At 69.1% G+C, this 16939-nt stretch carries 11 protein-coding genes; 5 read left to right on the forward strand and 6 right to left on the reverse strand.

Annotation, left to right across the window (positions count from 1 at the left end):
* Positions 1-648 carry a hypothetical protein gene (locus LXT23_RS25830; RefSeq protein ID WP_253982954.1) on the reverse strand — a complete coding sequence of 216 codons (648 nt, stop codon included), beginning with the start codon at positions 646-648 and terminating at the stop codon, positions 1-3.
* Between the two features lie 176 nt (positions 649-824).
* Here LXT23_RS25830 and LXT23_RS25835 point away from each other — a divergent pair, with 176 nt between their 5' ends.
* A complete protein-coding gene (locus LXT23_RS25835) occupies positions 825-1064 on the forward strand; it encodes a DUF2188 domain-containing protein (protein WP_253982955.1) in 240 nt (79 codons plus the stop codon).
* A gap of 217 nt (positions 1065-1281) precedes the next feature.
* Positions 1282-2289, forward strand: coding sequence for a hypothetical protein (locus tag LXT23_RS25840; protein ID WP_253982956.1), 1008 nt, complete (start codon positions 1282-1284; stop codon positions 2287-2289).
* 27 nt (positions 2290-2316) lie between these two features.
* On the opposite strand, the gene LXT23_RS25845 is transcribed toward LXT23_RS25840, so the two are convergent.
* A complete protein-coding gene (locus LXT23_RS25845) occupies positions 2317-2586 on the reverse strand; it encodes a ribonucleotide-diphosphate reductase subunit beta (protein ID WP_253982957.1) in 270 nt (89 codons plus the stop codon).
* A gap of 149 nt (positions 2587-2735) precedes the next feature.
* Between LXT23_RS25845 and LXT23_RS25850 the strand changes: the two genes are divergently transcribed.
* Positions 2736-4226: a S1C family serine protease gene (locus tag LXT23_RS25850; RefSeq protein ID WP_253982958.1), complete on the forward strand. Its 1491-nt coding sequence runs from the start codon at positions 2736-2738 to the stop codon at positions 4224-4226.
* A gap of 125 nt (positions 4227-4351) precedes the next feature.
* Here LXT23_RS25850 and LXT23_RS25855 read toward each other — a convergent pair whose 3' ends face one another.
* Positions 4352-5482, reverse strand: coding sequence for an IS630 family transposase (locus tag LXT23_RS25855; RefSeq protein WP_253982959.1), 1131 nt, complete (start codon positions 5480-5482; stop codon positions 4352-4354).
* Between LXT23_RS25855 and LXT23_RS25860 the strand changes: the two genes are divergently transcribed.
* Positions 5481-5783 (forward strand): LexA family protein, encoded by a 303-nt coding sequence (locus LXT23_RS25860; protein WP_253982960.1) that lies wholly within the window; start codon positions 5481-5483, stop codon positions 5781-5783. The two genes, LXT23_RS25855 and LXT23_RS25860, sit on opposite strands and share 2 nt — an antisense overlap.
* Positions 5784-5846: 63 nt before the next feature.
* Here LXT23_RS25860 and LXT23_RS25865 read toward each other — a convergent pair whose 3' ends face one another.
* The 3 genes from LXT23_RS25865 to LXT23_RS25875 form a co-directional block, all read right to left on the reverse strand.
* A complete protein-coding gene (locus LXT23_RS25865; protein ID WP_253982961.1) occupies positions 5847-6857 on the reverse strand; it encodes a ribonucleotide-diphosphate reductase subunit beta in 1011 nt (336 codons plus the stop codon).
* A gap of 77 nt (positions 6858-6934) precedes the next feature.
* Positions 6935-9454, reverse strand: a complete 2520-nt coding sequence (locus LXT23_RS25870) for a ribonucleoside-diphosphate reductase subunit alpha (protein WP_253982962.1) — start codon at positions 9452-9454, stop codon at positions 6935-6937.
* Positions 9455-9899: 445 nt separating this feature from the next.
* Entirely contained in the window at positions 9900-10697 is a 798-nt protein-coding gene (locus LXT23_RS25875) for an IF-2 protein (RefSeq protein WP_253982963.1), read from the reverse strand.
* A 104-nt stretch (positions 10698-10801) separates the two neighbouring features.
* Here LXT23_RS25875 and LXT23_RS25880 point away from each other — a divergent pair, with 104 nt between their 5' ends.
* Positions 10802-16915 (forward strand): methyltransferase domain-containing protein, encoded by a 6114-nt coding sequence (locus LXT23_RS25880; RefSeq protein ID WP_253982964.1) that lies wholly within the window; start codon positions 10802-10804, stop codon positions 16913-16915.
* Positions 16916-16939 lie beyond the last annotated feature (24 nt).

The raw sequence follows: 16939 nt of genomic DNA on the forward strand, positions 1-16939 counted from the left end.
TCAGAAGACGACGGTGAGGACGACGTAGATGACGTAGAGGCCCCAGCCCGCGCCGACCAGGAAGCTCAGGAGGTGGAGCGTGCCGAGCCAGCGGGGCTCGCGGTTCCGCCAGGGGAGCCGCAGCAGCTGGCCTCCGGCGAAGAAGGACAGGGGCAGCAGGTTCAGGGCCGCCATCTTCGCGTTCAGCAGGCCCCAGGCCCGGAGCAGCTCGCCGTGCTCGAGCAGCACGAAGAAGCGTTCCACGCGCCCCGGGAGTGCGGAGAACTCGAAGGGCACGGTGAAGCCGTGGACGAGCTGGTGGAGGGCCTCGTCCACGCCGAGGGTGGCCATGGCGAGGGCGACCGGCACGGCCCAGGGCAGGAGGATGACGGCGGCGTACAGGGGCGTGGAGAGGTGCTTGAGCCGGTCCCGCTTGGGGGCGTCCTCTGGCTCCTCCGTGAAGCCCACCGCGCTGCCGATGGCGAAGGGGCGCAAGTTCCACACGACGCCGCCCAGGCGGTTGGACAGCAGTATGGGCCCCATGCCCAGGTCCACGCTCACGGGCCGCGCGCCCAGGAGGCTCGCCACCGCCGCCTGGCTCAGCGCCCAGGCCGTGTTGACGGAGAAGAAGAGCAGCCAGAGCCAGAGGAGCGGGACGAGGCGGTCCATGCAGTGCCCCTCGTTCTATCACGGCGGGGAGGGTGCCCACGTCGGGGCCTGGACACAGCCCTCGGACGGCGGTGCCGGTTCGGCTGACATGGAGAACCCGCGCCGGGGCACGCGCGTTACCTCCTGCAACCACAACGTCCGCGCTCATGCGGTGCGGACTCGCAGGAGGTACTCACATGGCGAAGAACAAGAGCCGCAGTGGCGGTGTGCACACCACCCCGAACCCGGACGGCGCGGGCTGGGTCAACCAGCTGAAGGGGGAGGTGACGAGCACGCACCGGCTCAAGGAGCGCGCGGTGGAGGCGGGACGGGAGCTGGCCCAGGAGCGGAAGACCGAGCACACCATCCACAACGTCGACGGCAGCATCAGCCAGAAGAACAGCTACGGGAACGACCCGCGACAGTCGAAGGGGTAGCGTCTCGAAGCAGGGGCGGCGGCCGCCTGTCACCCGGGGTGGTTTCCGGAATCGCGGTGGTCGTCGTGGACTCGGGGCATGCGCTTCAACCCCCCTCCTGGTCGCATTGGCGTGGGTGGCTGCGTGTGCCCCAGCCTCTCGTGTGATGGCGCCTGCTCCCGAGGCCCCGGCCGCCGCCCCTGAGACGAAGCCCGCCCCGTCGCCAACATCGAGCCCGGTGACTGCCCCTGCGTCGCCCGCGCTCTCTCACTACCGGCTGACGAGCGTCGACGTCTTCGGCTCACGCCGGTACTCGCGCGAGGAGTCGCTTGCCACCTTCGGCGTCCCCGAGGGCCGGGACGTGGACCTGGCGGGCGGCGAGCTCTATCGCGAGGCGAAGCAGGGCAAGGAGCGCCTCCTCTCGCGCTTTGCATTCGCGCAGGCCCGCATCGGCATCACCAACCACGAGGACACTCGCACCGTGGAGGTGACGGTGAACCTCGTGGACGTCGGGCACGAGTGGCGGCTCGTTTTCGCTCCGGCCCCGGAGGGCTCGCCGGGAGCCCCGGACGGGCTGGTGGCCACCTGGGGCGCCTACGAGGAGAAGGCGGGGGCGCTGTTCCTCGCGGGCCAACTGACCGTGGGCGAGGGCCCCTGCAAGGCCTTCCACTGCGGGACGGGCTTCGGCCACCCCGGGCTCGCGCCCCTGAAGGCGCGCTTCATCACCGGCGTGCCCACCCACTTCGAGGCGCTGGTGAAGGTGCTGCGCACCGAGAAGGACGAGCACCGCCGCTCGCTGGTGCCCTTCCTGCTCGCCTATGGACGGACACGCGAGGCGGTGGCGGAGGCGCTGCTGCCCTCCGTGCTGGACTCGAGCTACGCCGTCCGCAACAACGCGAGCCGGGTCCCCTGGCAGACGCAGCGCGGGGCCTCGAAGGCCCTCGTGCCGCTCGCGCCCGTGCTGCGCGCGCTGCATGGCCCCGCGTCGTCGGACCGCAACAAGGCCGCGGTCATGCTCGGAGCGGTGGTGGAGAAGGACCCCTCTCAGCGCCGCGGCCCTGCGCGAGGCCGGGCCGGTGCTGCTGGAGATGGTGGCCATGCGGCAGTGAACGGACCGGGAAGCGGCCCTGCTTGCGCTGCGCGCCCTGGCAGGAAGAGACCTGGGGAGAGGACCCTGGCGCGTGGAAGGTCCTGGGCAGAAGAGATGCTCTCTAGCGGTGGGGCAGGGGAGGCGGCACGGAAGTAGGCCCGGCCGCCGTCCCGAGCGGACGCTTCAGAACGCCGCGTCGAACACCACGTCCGTCGCCGCGCCCACGGCGACCTGGTACGAGGACACGCGGCACTCGAAGAAGTTGGTGAGCTCCTGCACGTCTTGCAGGTCCATGAAGTGCAGCGGGTTCTTCGTCCGGAAGATGGGCGCCATGCCCAGCATTTGCAAGCGCTGGTCCGCCGTGTATTCCAGGTATCCGCGCATCTCCTGCACGGACAGTCCCATCACTCCGCCGCTCAGCAGGTCCTGCGCGAACTGCGTCTCGCACTCCATCGCCCACCAGAGTCAGATTTCACCCAGTCATTTCGACCAAGCCAAGCTTGTTTGGGTGCGTCGACACTGCAATTATATGTGGCGAAGGAAATTCAACTGGCGCTTTTGCAATGGCATCGGGGCCATTTCCATTCACGGGGGAGGACTTCATGAAGCCCGCAGCTTATCTGCTCGCCGTTATGGTTGCTGCAGCGCTGCCGAGGTTGGTTCGCGCAGAGGGCACCACTTCACCTCCATCGGCCGTGCATACGGAGGCTAGCGTTGCCCTACCAGATTTGGTGAAGGTTGCTGGACGTGCCGTGGTTTCGCTGCAGACGTACGACGCCCAGGGAACCCAGTTAGGGCTTGGAAGCGGCTTCCTAGTAGAGAAGGGCAGAGTGGTAACAAATGCGCACGTGCTTGAGGGAGCTGCTCGTGTGGAAGTCTATGATTTCGAGGATAACCTTCTTGGAACTGCTGATTACGCAGAAAGTCTAAGCAGTCGCATCGACTTGGCTGTCTTGCCGGCTATGCCGAACACCCCCGGAGCACTGCGGTTGGCAGCAAGCGAGCCGCCCGTAGGCGAAAGCATTATTGTCATCGGTGCTCCACAGGGTCTAACGAACACCGTCTCAACTGGCATCGTCAGCGCTTTCCGGGACCATGAGGGGAAGCGGTGGATGCAAATTAGTGCGCCTATTTCTCAGGGCTCAAGTGGGGGCCCTGTCCTCAATCAACAAGGAGAAGTAGTTGGTGTCAGTGTTGCTGTCCTTCGAGATGGGCAGAACCTCAACTTTGCGGTTCCGGGACGGAACGTTCGGGCCCTGTTGGGAAGCCCTCCCGGTCGAATCGCTCTGTCTAGTTACTCTGGAGGAGCCGCTACGCCTAAGAAATCCGTTGCTTCATCTTCAGCCGAAACAAAGCCGGTGCCGAAGAAAAATTTCCGCGAGGTTCTCCTTGGACAGCCGCGACTCACTCTCGGTCAGCCACTCGATGACGAGTTGAACGAAAGCGATACTCCTCTTGAGTCTGGCAAGAGGGTTGACGTTTTTACGGTCGAGGGACGTGTTGGCGACGTCTACACTGTCTTCGTTGTCAGCAAGTCCTTTGATGCCACATTACTGGCAATTGGGGTCGGCAGCGATGGAGAACCGGAAAGCATTGGTCATGATGATGATGGCGCAGGAGGCACGGATCCCCGTCTCGTGATTCGTCTCAAGCGTACTGGGATTTTCGGCCTCATGGTTTCCTCTGTGCGTGCTGGGGAAGTGGGGGCGTATCGTATCGGGATCTTTAAGGGCGACGTGTCGCTGCCAAAAAACGATGAGAGCAAGGAACAAAGTCGCTGGGTTGCTGTTGCACGCGGGGCCGGCTTCACTGTGCTCTTGGATAAGACCACCATCCGCAAGCTTTCATCCGCTCGAAGGCAGGCTTGGGAGTGGACGGTCTATACAGGATGGCAGAGTGGAGTGGGTGGTCGATACAATAGCGTCAAAGCTCTTAACGAGTATGACTGCCCGGGAAGAGCAACTCGGTATGTGTCGATTGCGCACTATGCCGACGACGAAGTTGTTAATTCAAATGCATATGCAAATAAATGGCTTCCATGGACGCCTGGAAGTGTTGGAGAAATGGCTGGGGAGGCTGTTTGTGTCCGATAGGGATGGTTGCTGAATCGTTGTCCTGACCTTCGAGCGGGTGGGGCATGACGTCGCCGCTCTCTACGGGGCCCAGAGGCCTTGCGTCGACGCAGCCCTAGTGCCTCGGCACAGAGGTTTTGAAGGGTTCAGGCAGCAGCAGCGGCTGCCTGGGCCTGGGGGTACGTTCGCCCGAGCTTGGTGCGGGCGCTCTCGACTGTGAAGCGCCAGCGGACCCGGGCCCGTTCCTTGTTGCGCATCCGCTCCCATCGGGCCACCTCCCGCTTCAGGGTGGCCTTGTTGGCGATTCGCCTGTCCAGGCATTGGCGGTTGAGCACGCCAACTTCAATCTCCACCATGTTCAGCCAGTTGGCGTGCTTGGGGACGAAGTGTAACTCCAGCTTCTTCAGAATCCTCCGGGCCTCCTGCGGCGGGAAGGCTTCATAGAGGGCGCCGGGGCTGTGCGTAGAGAGGTTGTCGAGCACCACTCGAATGGTTTCTGCCCCCGGGTAGTGCACGTCCACCAGCGCGCGCATTTGCACCGCGAAGTCCTTGGCGGTCCGCTGGTCCGAGACTTCGACGTGGCGCCAGGGACGGTGCACGTCCAGAAAGACGAAGAGGTTGGCCGTCCCGTTGCGCTGGTACTCGTAGTCGTAACGCCGGGGCTTGCCGGGCATGGCTGGCAGGGGCGTGCGGACTTCTCCAATCAGCTGGGTGGGCGTCTCGTCGAAGCACACCACCGGCCTCTTGGCGTCGGGTGGCTCAGCGTAGAGCTCCAGCACGTCCTCCATTCGGGCGATGTACTCGGCGTCCACTTTCGGAATGCACCACATGCGCTGCTGCCAGGGCTTGAGTTCGCTCTCCTCCAGCCGTCGTCGGACTGTTTCCCGCGACAGCTCCGCGTGCTCGGTCAGCCGCACCAGCTCATCGGCCAGCAACTGGAGCGTCCACCGCGCACGCCCCTTCGGTGGACTCGAGCAGGCGGTGGCTACCAGCAGCGCCTCCTGCTTGCCCGTCGGCTTGCGAGAGGCCCCGGGCCGCTGCCTCTCGTGCAGGGCGTGCTCCACGCCTCCTTCCACAAACCGCCGCTTGACTCGGTACACCGTCGAGGCGCCCACCCGGACGCTCCTGGCAATCTGCTCGTCGGTGACTCCGGTATGGGCTGCCAGCAGAATCTGCGCACGCTTGACGCGGCGCACCCGCCCCGTGCCACCGCTCACCAGGGCCTCCAACTCCGACTTCTCCTCGGCGGCCAGGGTGACGAGGTAACGTACATTCATGCGCTCCGACTCCGTGAAAGGGGAGTCGGACTACCTCGCTGCCGCCGTGTCGATTCCCTCCGCAACTCCGCCCTTCACAGAGCTTCAAGGCCAATACCTGGCCTTCATCTACGCGTACACGAAGCTCAACAGGCGCTTTCCTGCGGAGGCCGACATGCAGCGCTATTTCGGCACCACTCCGCCCACCGTCCACCGCATGGTGCTTGAGCTTGAGCGCCGAGGGCTCATCCGGCGCAGCGCCGGACAGGCCCGCAGCATTGAACTGCTGCTGGCCCCGGAACTTCTGCCCGTCCTCCGCTGAGCAGGTCCAAGGCCAATCGGTCAAAACCTCTGTGCCGAGGTACTAGGGGGCTCTTGAAAGAGCTCAGAACGCCGCGTCGAACACGACGTCCGTCGCCGCGCCCACACCCACGGCGACCTGGTACGAGGACACGCGGCGCTCGAAGAAGTTGGTGAGCTCCTGCACGTCCTGCAGGTCCATGAAGTGCAGCGGGTTCTTCGTCCGGAAGATGGGCGCCATGCCCAGCATCTGCAGGCGCTGGTCCGCCGTGTACTCCAGGTAGCCGCGCATCTCCTGCACGGACAGCCCCATGACGCCGCCGCTCAGCAGGTCCTGCGCGAACTGCGTCTCGCACTCCACCGCGTCGCGCATCATCGCCACCACGTCGCGCTCCATCTGCGCGTCGAAGAGGTCCGGCTCCTCCTTGCGCACCACCTGGATGGTCTCGAACGCGAAGCCCATGTGCGCGCTCTCGTCCCGGAACACCCAGTTCGTCCCCGCCGCCAGGCCGTTCAGCAGGCCCTTGCTGCGCAGGAAGTACACGTAGGCGAAGGCCGCGAAGAAGAAGAGCCCCTCGATGCAGCCCGCGAAGCAGATGAGGTTCAGCAGGAACTGCCGCCGCTCCGCCTTCGTCCGCAGCTGGTCCAGCCCCTGGATGCTGTCCATCCACTTCATGCAGAAGCGCGCCTTGCGCTGGATGGAGGGGATGTTGTCGATGGCGGCAAACGCCTTCGCCCGCTCCGCCGGGTCCGGCACGTACGTGTCCAGCAGCGTCAGGTAGAACTGGACGTGCAGCGCCTCCTCGTACAGCTGCCGCGACAGGTACATCCGCGCTTCGGGGGCGTTGATGTGCTTGTAGAGGTTCAGCACCAGGTTGTTGCCGACGATGCTGTCACCCGTCGCGAAGAACGCCACCAGCCGGTGGATGAGGTGCCGCTCCGCGTCCGTCATCTTCGACCGCAGGTCCACCAGGTCCGTGGAGAAGTCCACCTCCTCCACCGTCCACGTGTTCTTGATGGCATTCCGGTACATCTCGAAGAAGGCCGGGTACGCCATCGGGCGCAGCGTCAGGTTCAGTCCAGGGTTCAGCAGCATTGCTTCGGTGCTCCTTGCGCTGCGCGCGCGGGTTCTCGGCCTTCTCGAAACGTCTCTACGACTTCAGCGCCACGGGCCTACTGGCAGGCCTCGCACGCCTCGGGGTTCTCCAGCGAGCAGGCGACCGCCTCGGCCTCCGTCACTTCCGCCTTGGCCATCATCGGGGCAGGGGCCGCCGGCATCGACGTGCCCGTGCCCGCGCCGCTCACCGTGGCCTTCGCAATCCGCGTGGCCGGGCGCGAGCGCAGGTAGTAGGTCGTCTTCAGCCCCTTCTGCCATGCGTAGAAGTACATCGAGGAGAGCTTGCCGATGTTCGGCGTCTCCACGAACAGGTTGAGCGACTGGCTCTGGTCGATGAAGGCCCCGCGGTCCGCGCCCATGTCGATGAGCGAGCGCATCGGAATCTCCCAGGCCGTGCGGTAGATGGCCCGCAGGTTCTCCGGCAGCTCGGTGATGTCCTGCACGCTGCCCTCCGCCATCTTGATGCGGTTGCGGACGTTCTCGTTCCACAGCCCCAGCGTCTGGAGGTCACGCACCAGGTAGCGGTTCACCTGGAGGAAGTCGCCCGACAGCGTCTCGCGCTTGAACAGGTTGGACACCTGCGGCTCGATGCACTCGTAGCAGCCGACGATGGAGGCAATCGTCGCCGTGGGCGCAATCGCAATCATCAGCGAGTTGCGCAGGCCGTGCTTCATGATGCGCTGGCGCAGCGCGTCCCAGCGGGCCGTGTCCGCCGGCACCACGCCCCAGCTGTCGAACTGCAGCTCGCCCTTCGCCGCCCGCGTCTCCGGGAAGGAGGGGTGCGCGCCGAACTGCTCGGCCAGCTCGCACGAGGTGTTCAGCGCCGCGTAGTAGATCTCCTCCGAAATCTGCCTGGACAGCGCCCGCGCCTCCGGGGAGTCGAACGGCATCCGGAGCTGGAAGAACACGTCCTGCAGGCCCATCAGCCCCAGGCCCACCGGGCGCCAGCGGCGGTTGGAGTCCGCGGCCGTGGGGATGGGGTAGTAGTTGAGGTCGATGACCCGGTCCAACTGCTTCAGCGCGAGGTGCGCGTTGGCCCGCAGGCGGTCGAAGTCGAACTTCCCGTCCACCACCATCCGGCCCAGGTTCAGCGAGCCCAGGTTGCACACCGCCGTCTCACCCTGGCTCGTCACCTCCAGGATTTCGGTGCACAGGTTGGACAGGTGGATGACGTTGCCAGGCTTGCCCGTCTGGTTGCTCTTGCGGTTGCTGATGTCCTTGAAGGTCATCCAGCCGTTGCCCGTCTGCGCCAGCACCTTCATCATCCGGGCATACAGGTCACGCGCCTTCACCTTGCGCATGGCCAGGCCCTTCTCCTCCGCCTCGGCGTAGGCCTTCTCGAAGGCGTCGCCGTACAGGTCCGTCAGGTGGGGGACGACCTTCGGGTCGAACAGGCTCCAGTCGGCGTCCGCCTCCACGCGCTTCATGAAGAGGTCCGACACCCAGTTGGCCAGGTTCAGGTTGTGCGTGCGGCGCGCGTCGTCGCCGGTGTTCTCACGCAGCTCGAGGAAGTCCTCGATGTCCGCGTGCCACGTCTCCAGATACACGCAGCACGCGCCCTTGCGCTTGCCGCCCTGGTTCACCGCGGCGACGGAGGCGTCCAGCGTCTTCAGCCAGGGGACGATGCCGTTGGAGTGGCCGTTGGTGGAGCGGATGAGCGAGCCACGCGCGCGCACCCGGTGGTACGCCACGCCGATGCCGCCGGAGAACTTCGACAGCATCGCGATGTCCGAGTACTTCTTGTAGATGGCGTCCAGCTCGTCCGCGGGCGAGTCCAGCAGGAAGCAGCTGGAGAGCTGCTCGTGGCGCGTGCCCGAGTTGAACAGGGTGGGCGAGCTGGGCATGTACTCCAGCGAGCTGAACAGCCGGTACAGCTCGATGGCCTCACGCGCGTTGTCGCCGCTGAGCGCGCACGCCACGCGCAGGAAGAACTCCTGCGGCGTCTCCAGGACCTCGCGCGTCTGCGGGTTCTTCAGGAGGTAGCGGTCATAGACGGTGCGCAGGCCGAAGTACTCGAACAGGTCGTTGCGCGACGGGTCGATGGCGGCGTTGAGCTTGCGCGCGTTGGCCTGGACGAACTGCAGCAGCCGGTCCGCGATGAGGCCGTGCTTGTGGCCGGCGGCGATGGACTGGCTGAAGGAGTGGATCTCCTGGTTGCTGACCTCCTTCTGGATGAAGGCTGCCAGCAGGCGCGCGGAGAGGCGGCCGTACTCGGGCTCCTCGGCGATGAGGGCCGCGGCGGTCTGGATGGACAGCCCGTCCAGCTCGCGCGTGGTGGCGCCGTCATAGAGGCCGGAGATGGTCTTCGTGGCCACCCGCATCACGTCCACGCGGGGCAGGCCCACGCAGGAGCGACCCACGGCGCGGACAATCTTGTTGAGGTCCACCGGCTCCGTGGTGCCGTTGCGCTTGCGCACCTTCATGCTGGTGGAGGTGAAGTCGCCGGACGTGGGCTCCGCGGCGGCCGGAGCCGTCGCCACCGGCGCGGCACTCACGGTCGGTACCGGGTGGCCATTGGTGGTGGGCGGCACGGACATGTTGGCGGCGGCGGGCTTCACGGGCGTTTCGAAGTTCACGAGCGGCTCACTCCGGACAAAGGCGCGGCCTCGGGCAGACACGGAGGTCTGCCCCGGGGGGACGGCTCCCCAGGTCACGCTACTGGAAAGATGTTCAGGGTGGGACCCGTCCTGAAGGGGACGGGTCTACGGTCTTGCTACGGCCGGTCGACAGGGGTGAGTTATGAGGCAGCTGCTAGCTGTGCGCAAGAATCCCACAACCCCTCCTCAGCCCCACGTCACGGCGACGTCTCCGGTGGGGCACCGTCGACCGGCCACAAGCTATGGGGGGGTACCCGACCTGTCAACGCGAGATCTAGTGCTTGGGTGGGCTCGATCATTGCAATCTATGATCGATCTCCAACACCTTCGGTCACGTTCTCCTCACAACAGTCGGTGAGGCGCACAGCGACGCAATGTATGGGCCTCCTGGAATCCAACCTGGGCGGCCAGAAATGGGCCCGAATCAGGGGGTAGCGCCCGCGTCCTGGGCGGACGGAACCGGCGGAGTCGGCGGGGTTCCTTCGGGAGGCGCCGTTGTAGGTGCGGGTGGGGGCACCGGCGTCTCCGGGGCGGGCTGGGGCTCGGCCTGGGGACCGCTCAGGGTGTGGACGGCGCGGCGGAGGGCTTCCTCCAACTCCCGGGCGGAAGGGGAGACGGTGGAGAGCATCTGGTTGGCGCTGCGGGCGTGGCGGCTCTCGCTCTCCGCGGCGAGCTTGAGCTGGGCGAGGGCGTCGCTGACGAGGCGGCGGGCATCCTCCAGCTTCTGGCGGGCCTGGTAGTAGGCGACGTCCGTCATGAGCTTCTGGAGCGTCAGGCGCTGCTCCTCGGTGATGCCGGAGAGCTTCTCCGCGCGGCGGAGGTAATAGAGGCCCTGGTCCACCCGGGCCGGCTCGTCCGAAGCGATGCGGGGGCGCGCCAGGGCCTCCAGGAGGGGGAAGAGGGCGCGGTCCAGCTCGTCCCGCTCGGTGAACTTCTGGAGGACGAGGTTGGAGACGTCCTGGCCCTCCACCGGGATGGGGGCATAGGCGTCCGCCAGCCTCGGGTCGCCGGGGCGGTAGGGCACGGAGCCCATGGGGGCGCTGCGGCCCTTCATCACCGCGAGCTGCCCGTCCATCAGGGCCAGGGTGAAGGTGCGCGCGTTGAGCTGGGAGAGGAGGAACACCACCGCCCCGCCCAGGCCGAGGATGAGGAGGAAGACGATCATCCGGGTGAAGGTGCGCTTCGCCCGGTACCCGAAACCCTGTTGTCCCGCTGCGTTCATGTCGCCTGCCCTCCTGACGTCCAGGCGCGAGGCCGATTTCCGGCCCTGGCGCTTAACTTGGGGCGCGGACGCCCACGGCTATACTCCTACTCCCGAACACACCCATGCATCACACATTCCGCCGCATGGGGCCCAGTGAACTGCTGCCCCGATACATCTTCGCGGAGAGCCTCTTCGCCCGTCGCCGGGTGCTGGAAGTCGACGCCGTGGCCTCCACGGGCGGCGAGAGCGCGCGCTTCCTGGTGGAACGCGGCGCCCGCGCGGTGGTGTCCTGCGACGCCGACCTGACGGCGGTGGCCGCGGCGCAGAAGGCCCACGGCGGCCCGGCGCTGCGCTTCCGCGCCAACGTCTACGACGACTTCGAGTCCGGCAGCTTCGACGTGGTGCTGGTCGCGGACCTGGCGCCCTACGTGAAGGCGCCCGAGCTGATGGCCGAGCTGGCGCGACTGGTGGCGAAGCAGGGCTTCCTCGTGGGGGGCCTTCGCAACGGGGCCGGCCTGGCGCTGCCGCAGCTGCTGGAGGCGGAGGAGTCCGTGCCGCCCACCTACGGGCTGCTGCTGGACGCGCTGTCCGCGCACTTCCCTCATGTGGAGGTGGCCACGCAGTCGCCGGTGCTGGGCTACCAGCTCGCCTTCGAGCGCGGTGAGGGGCTTCAGGTCGACGGCACCCTGGTGAGTGGCAGCGAGGCCGCCTACTTCCTGGTGGTGGCCGGGCAGGAGCCGGCGCGGGTGGTGGACCCCACGTGGGTGCAGCTGCCGCCGGAGCCGCTGGCCTTCACGCGCGGGAAGCTGGACGAGGTGGTGGCGCGCGCGAAGTCCTGGGAGGACCGCAGCGCTCGGCTGAAGGAGTCGCTGACGAAGCTCCGGGCGGAGCTGACGGACCGCGAGGCCGAGGTGGCGTCGCTGCGGCCGTCGCTGGAGACGGCGCGCGACGAGGTGGCCCGGCTCACCGCGCAGCTGGAGCTGGCGCGCGGCACCCAGCAGTCCCAGCGCGAGCGGGACGACCTGTCCGGCAAGCTGCGCCGTCGCGAGACGGAGCTGCAGGTGGCGCAGGAGCGGCTCGCGGATGCGGACCGCCGGCTCGCGGCACAGCGGCTGGAGGTGGAGGCCGCGCAGCGCGCCCAGGCGGATGCGGGCGTGCAGGTGCTGGCCGCGCAGGAGGCGCTGCGGCTGGAGCGCGCCCGGCGCGAGGAGACTGTCGCCTCTTTGGAAGAGGCCCGCGAGCGGCTGACGCAGGCCTATACGCAGGTGCGCGAGGCGCAGGACGAGCTGTCCACGCTGCGCATCGACCGGGAGAAGGACCGGCTGGCGGCGGAGCGCGCCGTGGAGCTGTCCGAGGACCGGCGAAGGGCGGCGGAGGCCGCACGTGAGCGCGAGCTGCGCATCGCCGAGCAGTACTCGGCGGCGCTGGCGGCCGTGGAGCACCTGAAGGCGGAGTCGGCGCGGGCGGAGGAGCTCCACCGCGACTCGGGCGCGGCGGTGGCGGTGAAGGAGGCGGAGCTGGCGCGCGCGGCGCGTGAGCTGGCGGACGCCCGGCAGCGGGCCGCCTCGGCCGAAGGGGCCCGGAAGGACGCGGAGGCGCGGCTGGAGGCGCTCCAGTCCGAGGGACGCGGGCTGGAGACGGAGCTGGTGTCGGCGCGTGAGGCCCAGGCCCGGCTGACGGCCGAGGTGGAGTCGCTCACGCGGAGCGAGGCGGCGGCGCGGGCCTCGGCGGCGAAGCTGGAGGAGTCGCTCCACGAGGCCGGCGAGCGGCTGGCGGCGCTGGAGTCGGAGCGCGCGCGGACGGAGGCGAACCTCGGCCAGGCGCTGGAGACCGAGCGGGCGGAGCTGCGGGAGCGGCTGGCCGCGCTGGAGCGCGTGCTGGAGTCCGAGCGCGCCCGGGCGGAGGCGCTGGCCGGACAGCTGGAGGCGGAAGAGGCTGCGCGGGCGGAAGTCGAGGCCCGGCGGCTGGAGCTGGCGGAGGAGCGCGAGGCGCTGGTGCGCCGCGTGGTCGAGCTGGAGGCCCAGCTCTCCTCCCAGGCGCGGGCCCATCGGCAGGAGCTGGAGCTGGCGGTCCAGACCGCGCAGGCGGAGCTGGAGTCGTCGCGAGAGGCGCACCGCGCGGCGCAGGCGCAGGCATCAGAGGTCCGCGGCGAGCTGGAGGTGGAACGGAACGTCCGTTCCACCGTCGAGGATGCGCTGCGGGTGGCGCGCGAACAGCTGGAGGACGCGGCGCGGCGGCTGGCCGAGGCCGAGTCCACGCTGGCTCACACCCGGGAGGCGCTGGACGCGGAGGTGCTGCGGCGCACCGAGCTGGAGGCGTCGCTGGCCGAGGCTCGGGCCACGCTGGAGTCCGAGCGCGAGGGGCGGGAGCAGTCCGGCTCCGCGCTGGAGGCGCTGCGCACGAAGCTGGACGCGGAGCGTGGGGCGCGGAGCGGGGCGGAGGCCGCACTGGCGCAGACGCGGGCGGGACTGGAGGAGGCGCGACAGGCGCTCGCCCAGGCACATGAGGCGCTCGCCGCGGAGCAGGAGCGACGGGCTCGCTGGGAGGCGGCGCTCGCGGACGCGCAGGCCCAGCTCCAGACGGAGGCACAGCAGCGCGCCCGGGCCGAGGCGGAGCTCATCGAGGCGCTGGCGCGGCTCCAGACCGAGGGTGAGCAGCGCGCTGGTATAGAGGTAGCGCTCGCGGAGGCTCAGGCCCGGCTGGAGACGGAAAGCGAGCAGCGCGCCCGGGTAGAGGCGTCGTTCGCGGAGGCGCAGGCCCGCCTCCAGTCGGAAGGCCAGCGGGGCTCCCAGGCGGAGTCGGTGCTGGTGGAGACGCGGGCCCGGCTCCAGACGGAGGCACAGGAGCGCGCTCGCGCGGAGGCTGCGCTGGCGGAAGCCGAGGCCCGCTTCGAGGCCGAAGAGGAGCAGCGCTCCCGTTCGGAGTCGGCGCTCCTGGATGCGCTGTCCCGCCTGAGGGCCGAAGGCCAGGAGCGGGGTCGGGCGGAAGCGGCGCTGACCGAAGCTCGGGACGCACTGGCGTCGGAGCGTGAGCGTCGCGAGCGCCTGGAGGCCGAGCTCACCGAGATGCGGGAGCGCGCCTTCGGAGCGGACGAGGTCGTCACCCGGCTCCAGGCCGAGGCCGCGTCCGAGCGCGAAGGCCGTGTCCAGGCCCAGGCCGCGCGCGCGGAGGTCCAGGCATCGCTCGAAGCCGAGCGCGAGGCGCTAGCACGGCTCGACGAGGCGCTTGCCTCGGCTCGCGCGGAAGTCCAGGGCGAGCGTGAGGCCCGGACGGGCCTGGAGGCCGCGCTCACCCAGACCCGCACCGAGCTGGCGACGGAGCAGGCGGAGCGGGTCCGGAGCGATGAGGACCTCGCACTGGCTCGCACGGAGCTGGAGGCGGAGCGGCAGGGCCGCAACGAGGGTGAAGCCGGGCTGGCCCAGGTCCGTGCCCGGCTGGAGGCGGAGCAGTTCGCTCGTGCCGACGCGGAGACCGCGCTGGCCCGGGTCCGCAAGGAACTCGACGACGAGCAGGAGGCTCGCGCGGAGGCTGGGAGCGCGCTGGCCCGGGCGCAGGCCGAGGCGGAGCGTGAGCGGGCCGCCCTGGCCGAAGCCCGTGCGGAGCTGGAGTCGCTGCGCGCCGACGCCGCGGCGCGAGAGCAGGCTCAGCAGGAGCGCCTGGCGGCCGCCGAGCGGGTGATGGCGGAGCAGCAGCGCGCGCTGGAGGAGCTTCGCACTGCCTCCGAGTCCGGCGAGCACGAGCTGCGCGCCACCGTTACGCGGCTGGAGTCCGAGCGCTCCCAGGTGGAGGCCAGGCTCGTGGAGGCCGAAGCCGCTCGGGAGGCGGACGTCGCGCTCCGTACCTCTCTGGAGCAGGCGCTCGCGGAGATGGAGGCGGCCCGGCGCGAGGCGGAGGTGCAGGTCTCCGAGCGCGACGAGGCTCTTCAGGAGCTGCAGGCACAGGTTTCGCGGCTGCGGGAGCAGGTGGGGGAGGGCGAAGCCGACGCCCGCCGCCTCACCGAGGCCGCCACCACGACCGAGCGGGAGTTGGTGGAGGCTCGCGCGCGGACGGCGGCGCTCGAGGCCGAACTGGAAGGGGCGCTCGCCCGCGCGGAGCAGCAGCAGCGCGAGCTGGAGGCCCAGCGCGCCGAGGACCAGACGCAGGCCCAGATAGCACTGGAGGCCGCACAGCAGGAGGTGCTGGCCCTTCGCGCGGAGCTGGGACACCTGGTGGCCGCGCGGCAGGAACTCATGCGCTTGGGCATGGAGCTTCAGCGGGCCATGGCCGCCCTGCACGAGCGGGGCATGCACATCGCCCGGCTCGACGAGGAGCTGGTGGATGCACGCGACCGGCTCGCCGCGCAGCGGGAGAATGCCGAGCTGCTGATGGTGCAGCTCGAGACGGCACGGCGCTTCGCGGGCAAGGCCACGGCCATGGAGAGCTCGCTGGAGGCCGAGCGCGCCGCGCTGGAGAACCTCCGTGCCGAGCTCGCACGTACCACCGAGGTTGCCAGGACCGAGCAGGAGCGCGCCGCCACACTGGAGGCACGACTCGCGGAAGCCACCGCCCACTTCGAGGCGCAGCAGTCCGAGCTGGCCTCGCGGCTGGCGGCGACCACCGCCCTGCTGGACACCCAGCGGGCGCGCTCCGAGGCAGAGCTCACCGAGCTGGAAGCCCGGCTCGACGAGGCCACGGCCCTTCGCGCCGAGCTGGAGACGCGACTCTCGGACACGACAGCACAGTCCGAGGCGGTGCGTGCCGAGCTGGAGACACGACTCTCGGATACGGCGGCTCAATTCGAGGCCGTGCGTGCCGAGCTGGAGACGCGACTGTCGGATACCGCGGCTCAGTCTGAGGTCATGCGTGCCGAACTGGAGGCGCGCCTCGCGGATGCGGCGACTCAGGCCGAGGCGCTGCGAACCGAGCTGGAGACGCGACTCAAGGACGCTACCGCGCGGGCCGAGGCAGTCCATACCGAGCTGGAGGCCCGCCTCACCGATGCGGCGGCTCAGGCTGAGGCACTGCGTGCCGACATGGATGCGCGCCTCACGGACACCGCGACTCGCGCCGAGGCCGACAAGGCCGAGCTGGAACGCCAGCTCTTTGAGGTCACCTCGCGCGCCGAGGCCGACAGGGCCGAGCTGGAACGCCAGCTCTCTGAGGTCACCTCGCGCGCCGAGGCCGACCGGGCCACGCTGGAAGCGCAGCTCACCGAAATCACCACCCGTGCCGAGGACGACAGGGCCGCGCTGGAAGCACAGCTCGCCGAGCTCGCCACCCGCGCCGGGGCGGAGAAGGCCGAGCTGGAGGCCCGCCTCGCGGAGACCACCGAGCGCTTCGAGGCGGAGAAGTCCGTCCTGGAGACCCGTGCCGCCGAGGCAACCTCCCGCCTGGACGCCCAGCGCGCCGAGCTGGAGACCACCGCCGCCGAGAACCTCGCCGCGCTCCAGGCCACCCAGGAGCGCCTCGCCCGCGCCGAGGCCGAGCGCACCGCCATGGCCTCCGAGCGCGAGCGCTACCAGTCGGAGCTGACCGTCGCCAAGGCGGCCCGCGTCCGCCTGGAAGGCCGCATCGCCGCGATAGAGACGACCTCTACCGACGCCGTCCGCATCCTCGATGCCGAGCGCGCCGAACGCACCCGTGTCGAGCAGGCCCTGGAAGCCGCGAAGCAGCAGCTCCAGCAGCGCGAGGGCAGCACGTCCGAGAAGCTGAAGACCCTCCAGGGTGAGCTCATGGCCCTCCGCGACCAGGTGGGCAGCCTGAACGCGGAGAAGCAGGGCCTCCTCCAGGACCGCGCCGAGCGCACCCGCCTGGAGACCCGCGTCCGCGAGCAGCAGGCCCGCCTGGAGTCCCTCGAGGCCGAGCGCACCGAGCTCCTCAAGTCCGTCGAGGACCTCCGGGCCTCCGCCCAGCCCGAGGCCGTCCTGGAGATGGCCGCGGAGCTGGAGCAGCTCCAGACCCAGGTGGAGGAGCTCCAGAAGAAGCTCAACGCCCAGGAGACGGAGCTGGGTGCCCTGCGCAGGCAGGCCGCCCGTGCCGGCGCCAACCCCGTCCAGGAAATCTACGAGCGCGCCAACGCCGAGCTGAACGCCGTGAAGAACGAGCTCTCCCGCCGGTCGGCCTCCCCCTCGGCTGCCCCCGGGGGAGCAACCGGCCGCACGCCCATCATCCCCCAGGCGAAGCCTGGCCGCGCCGCCGTGCCCGCGCTCGACATGCCGCCCCCGGCAGCGCCGAAAAACCCGGGCGAGCGCGAGTGATGGGTCGCCGCTAGGATAGCGCCC

The sequence above is a fragment of the Pyxidicoccus xibeiensis genome, from assembly GCF_024198175.1.
Taxonomy (GTDB): Bacteria; Myxococcota; Myxococcia; order Myxococcales; family Myxococcaceae; genus Myxococcus; species Myxococcus xibeiensis.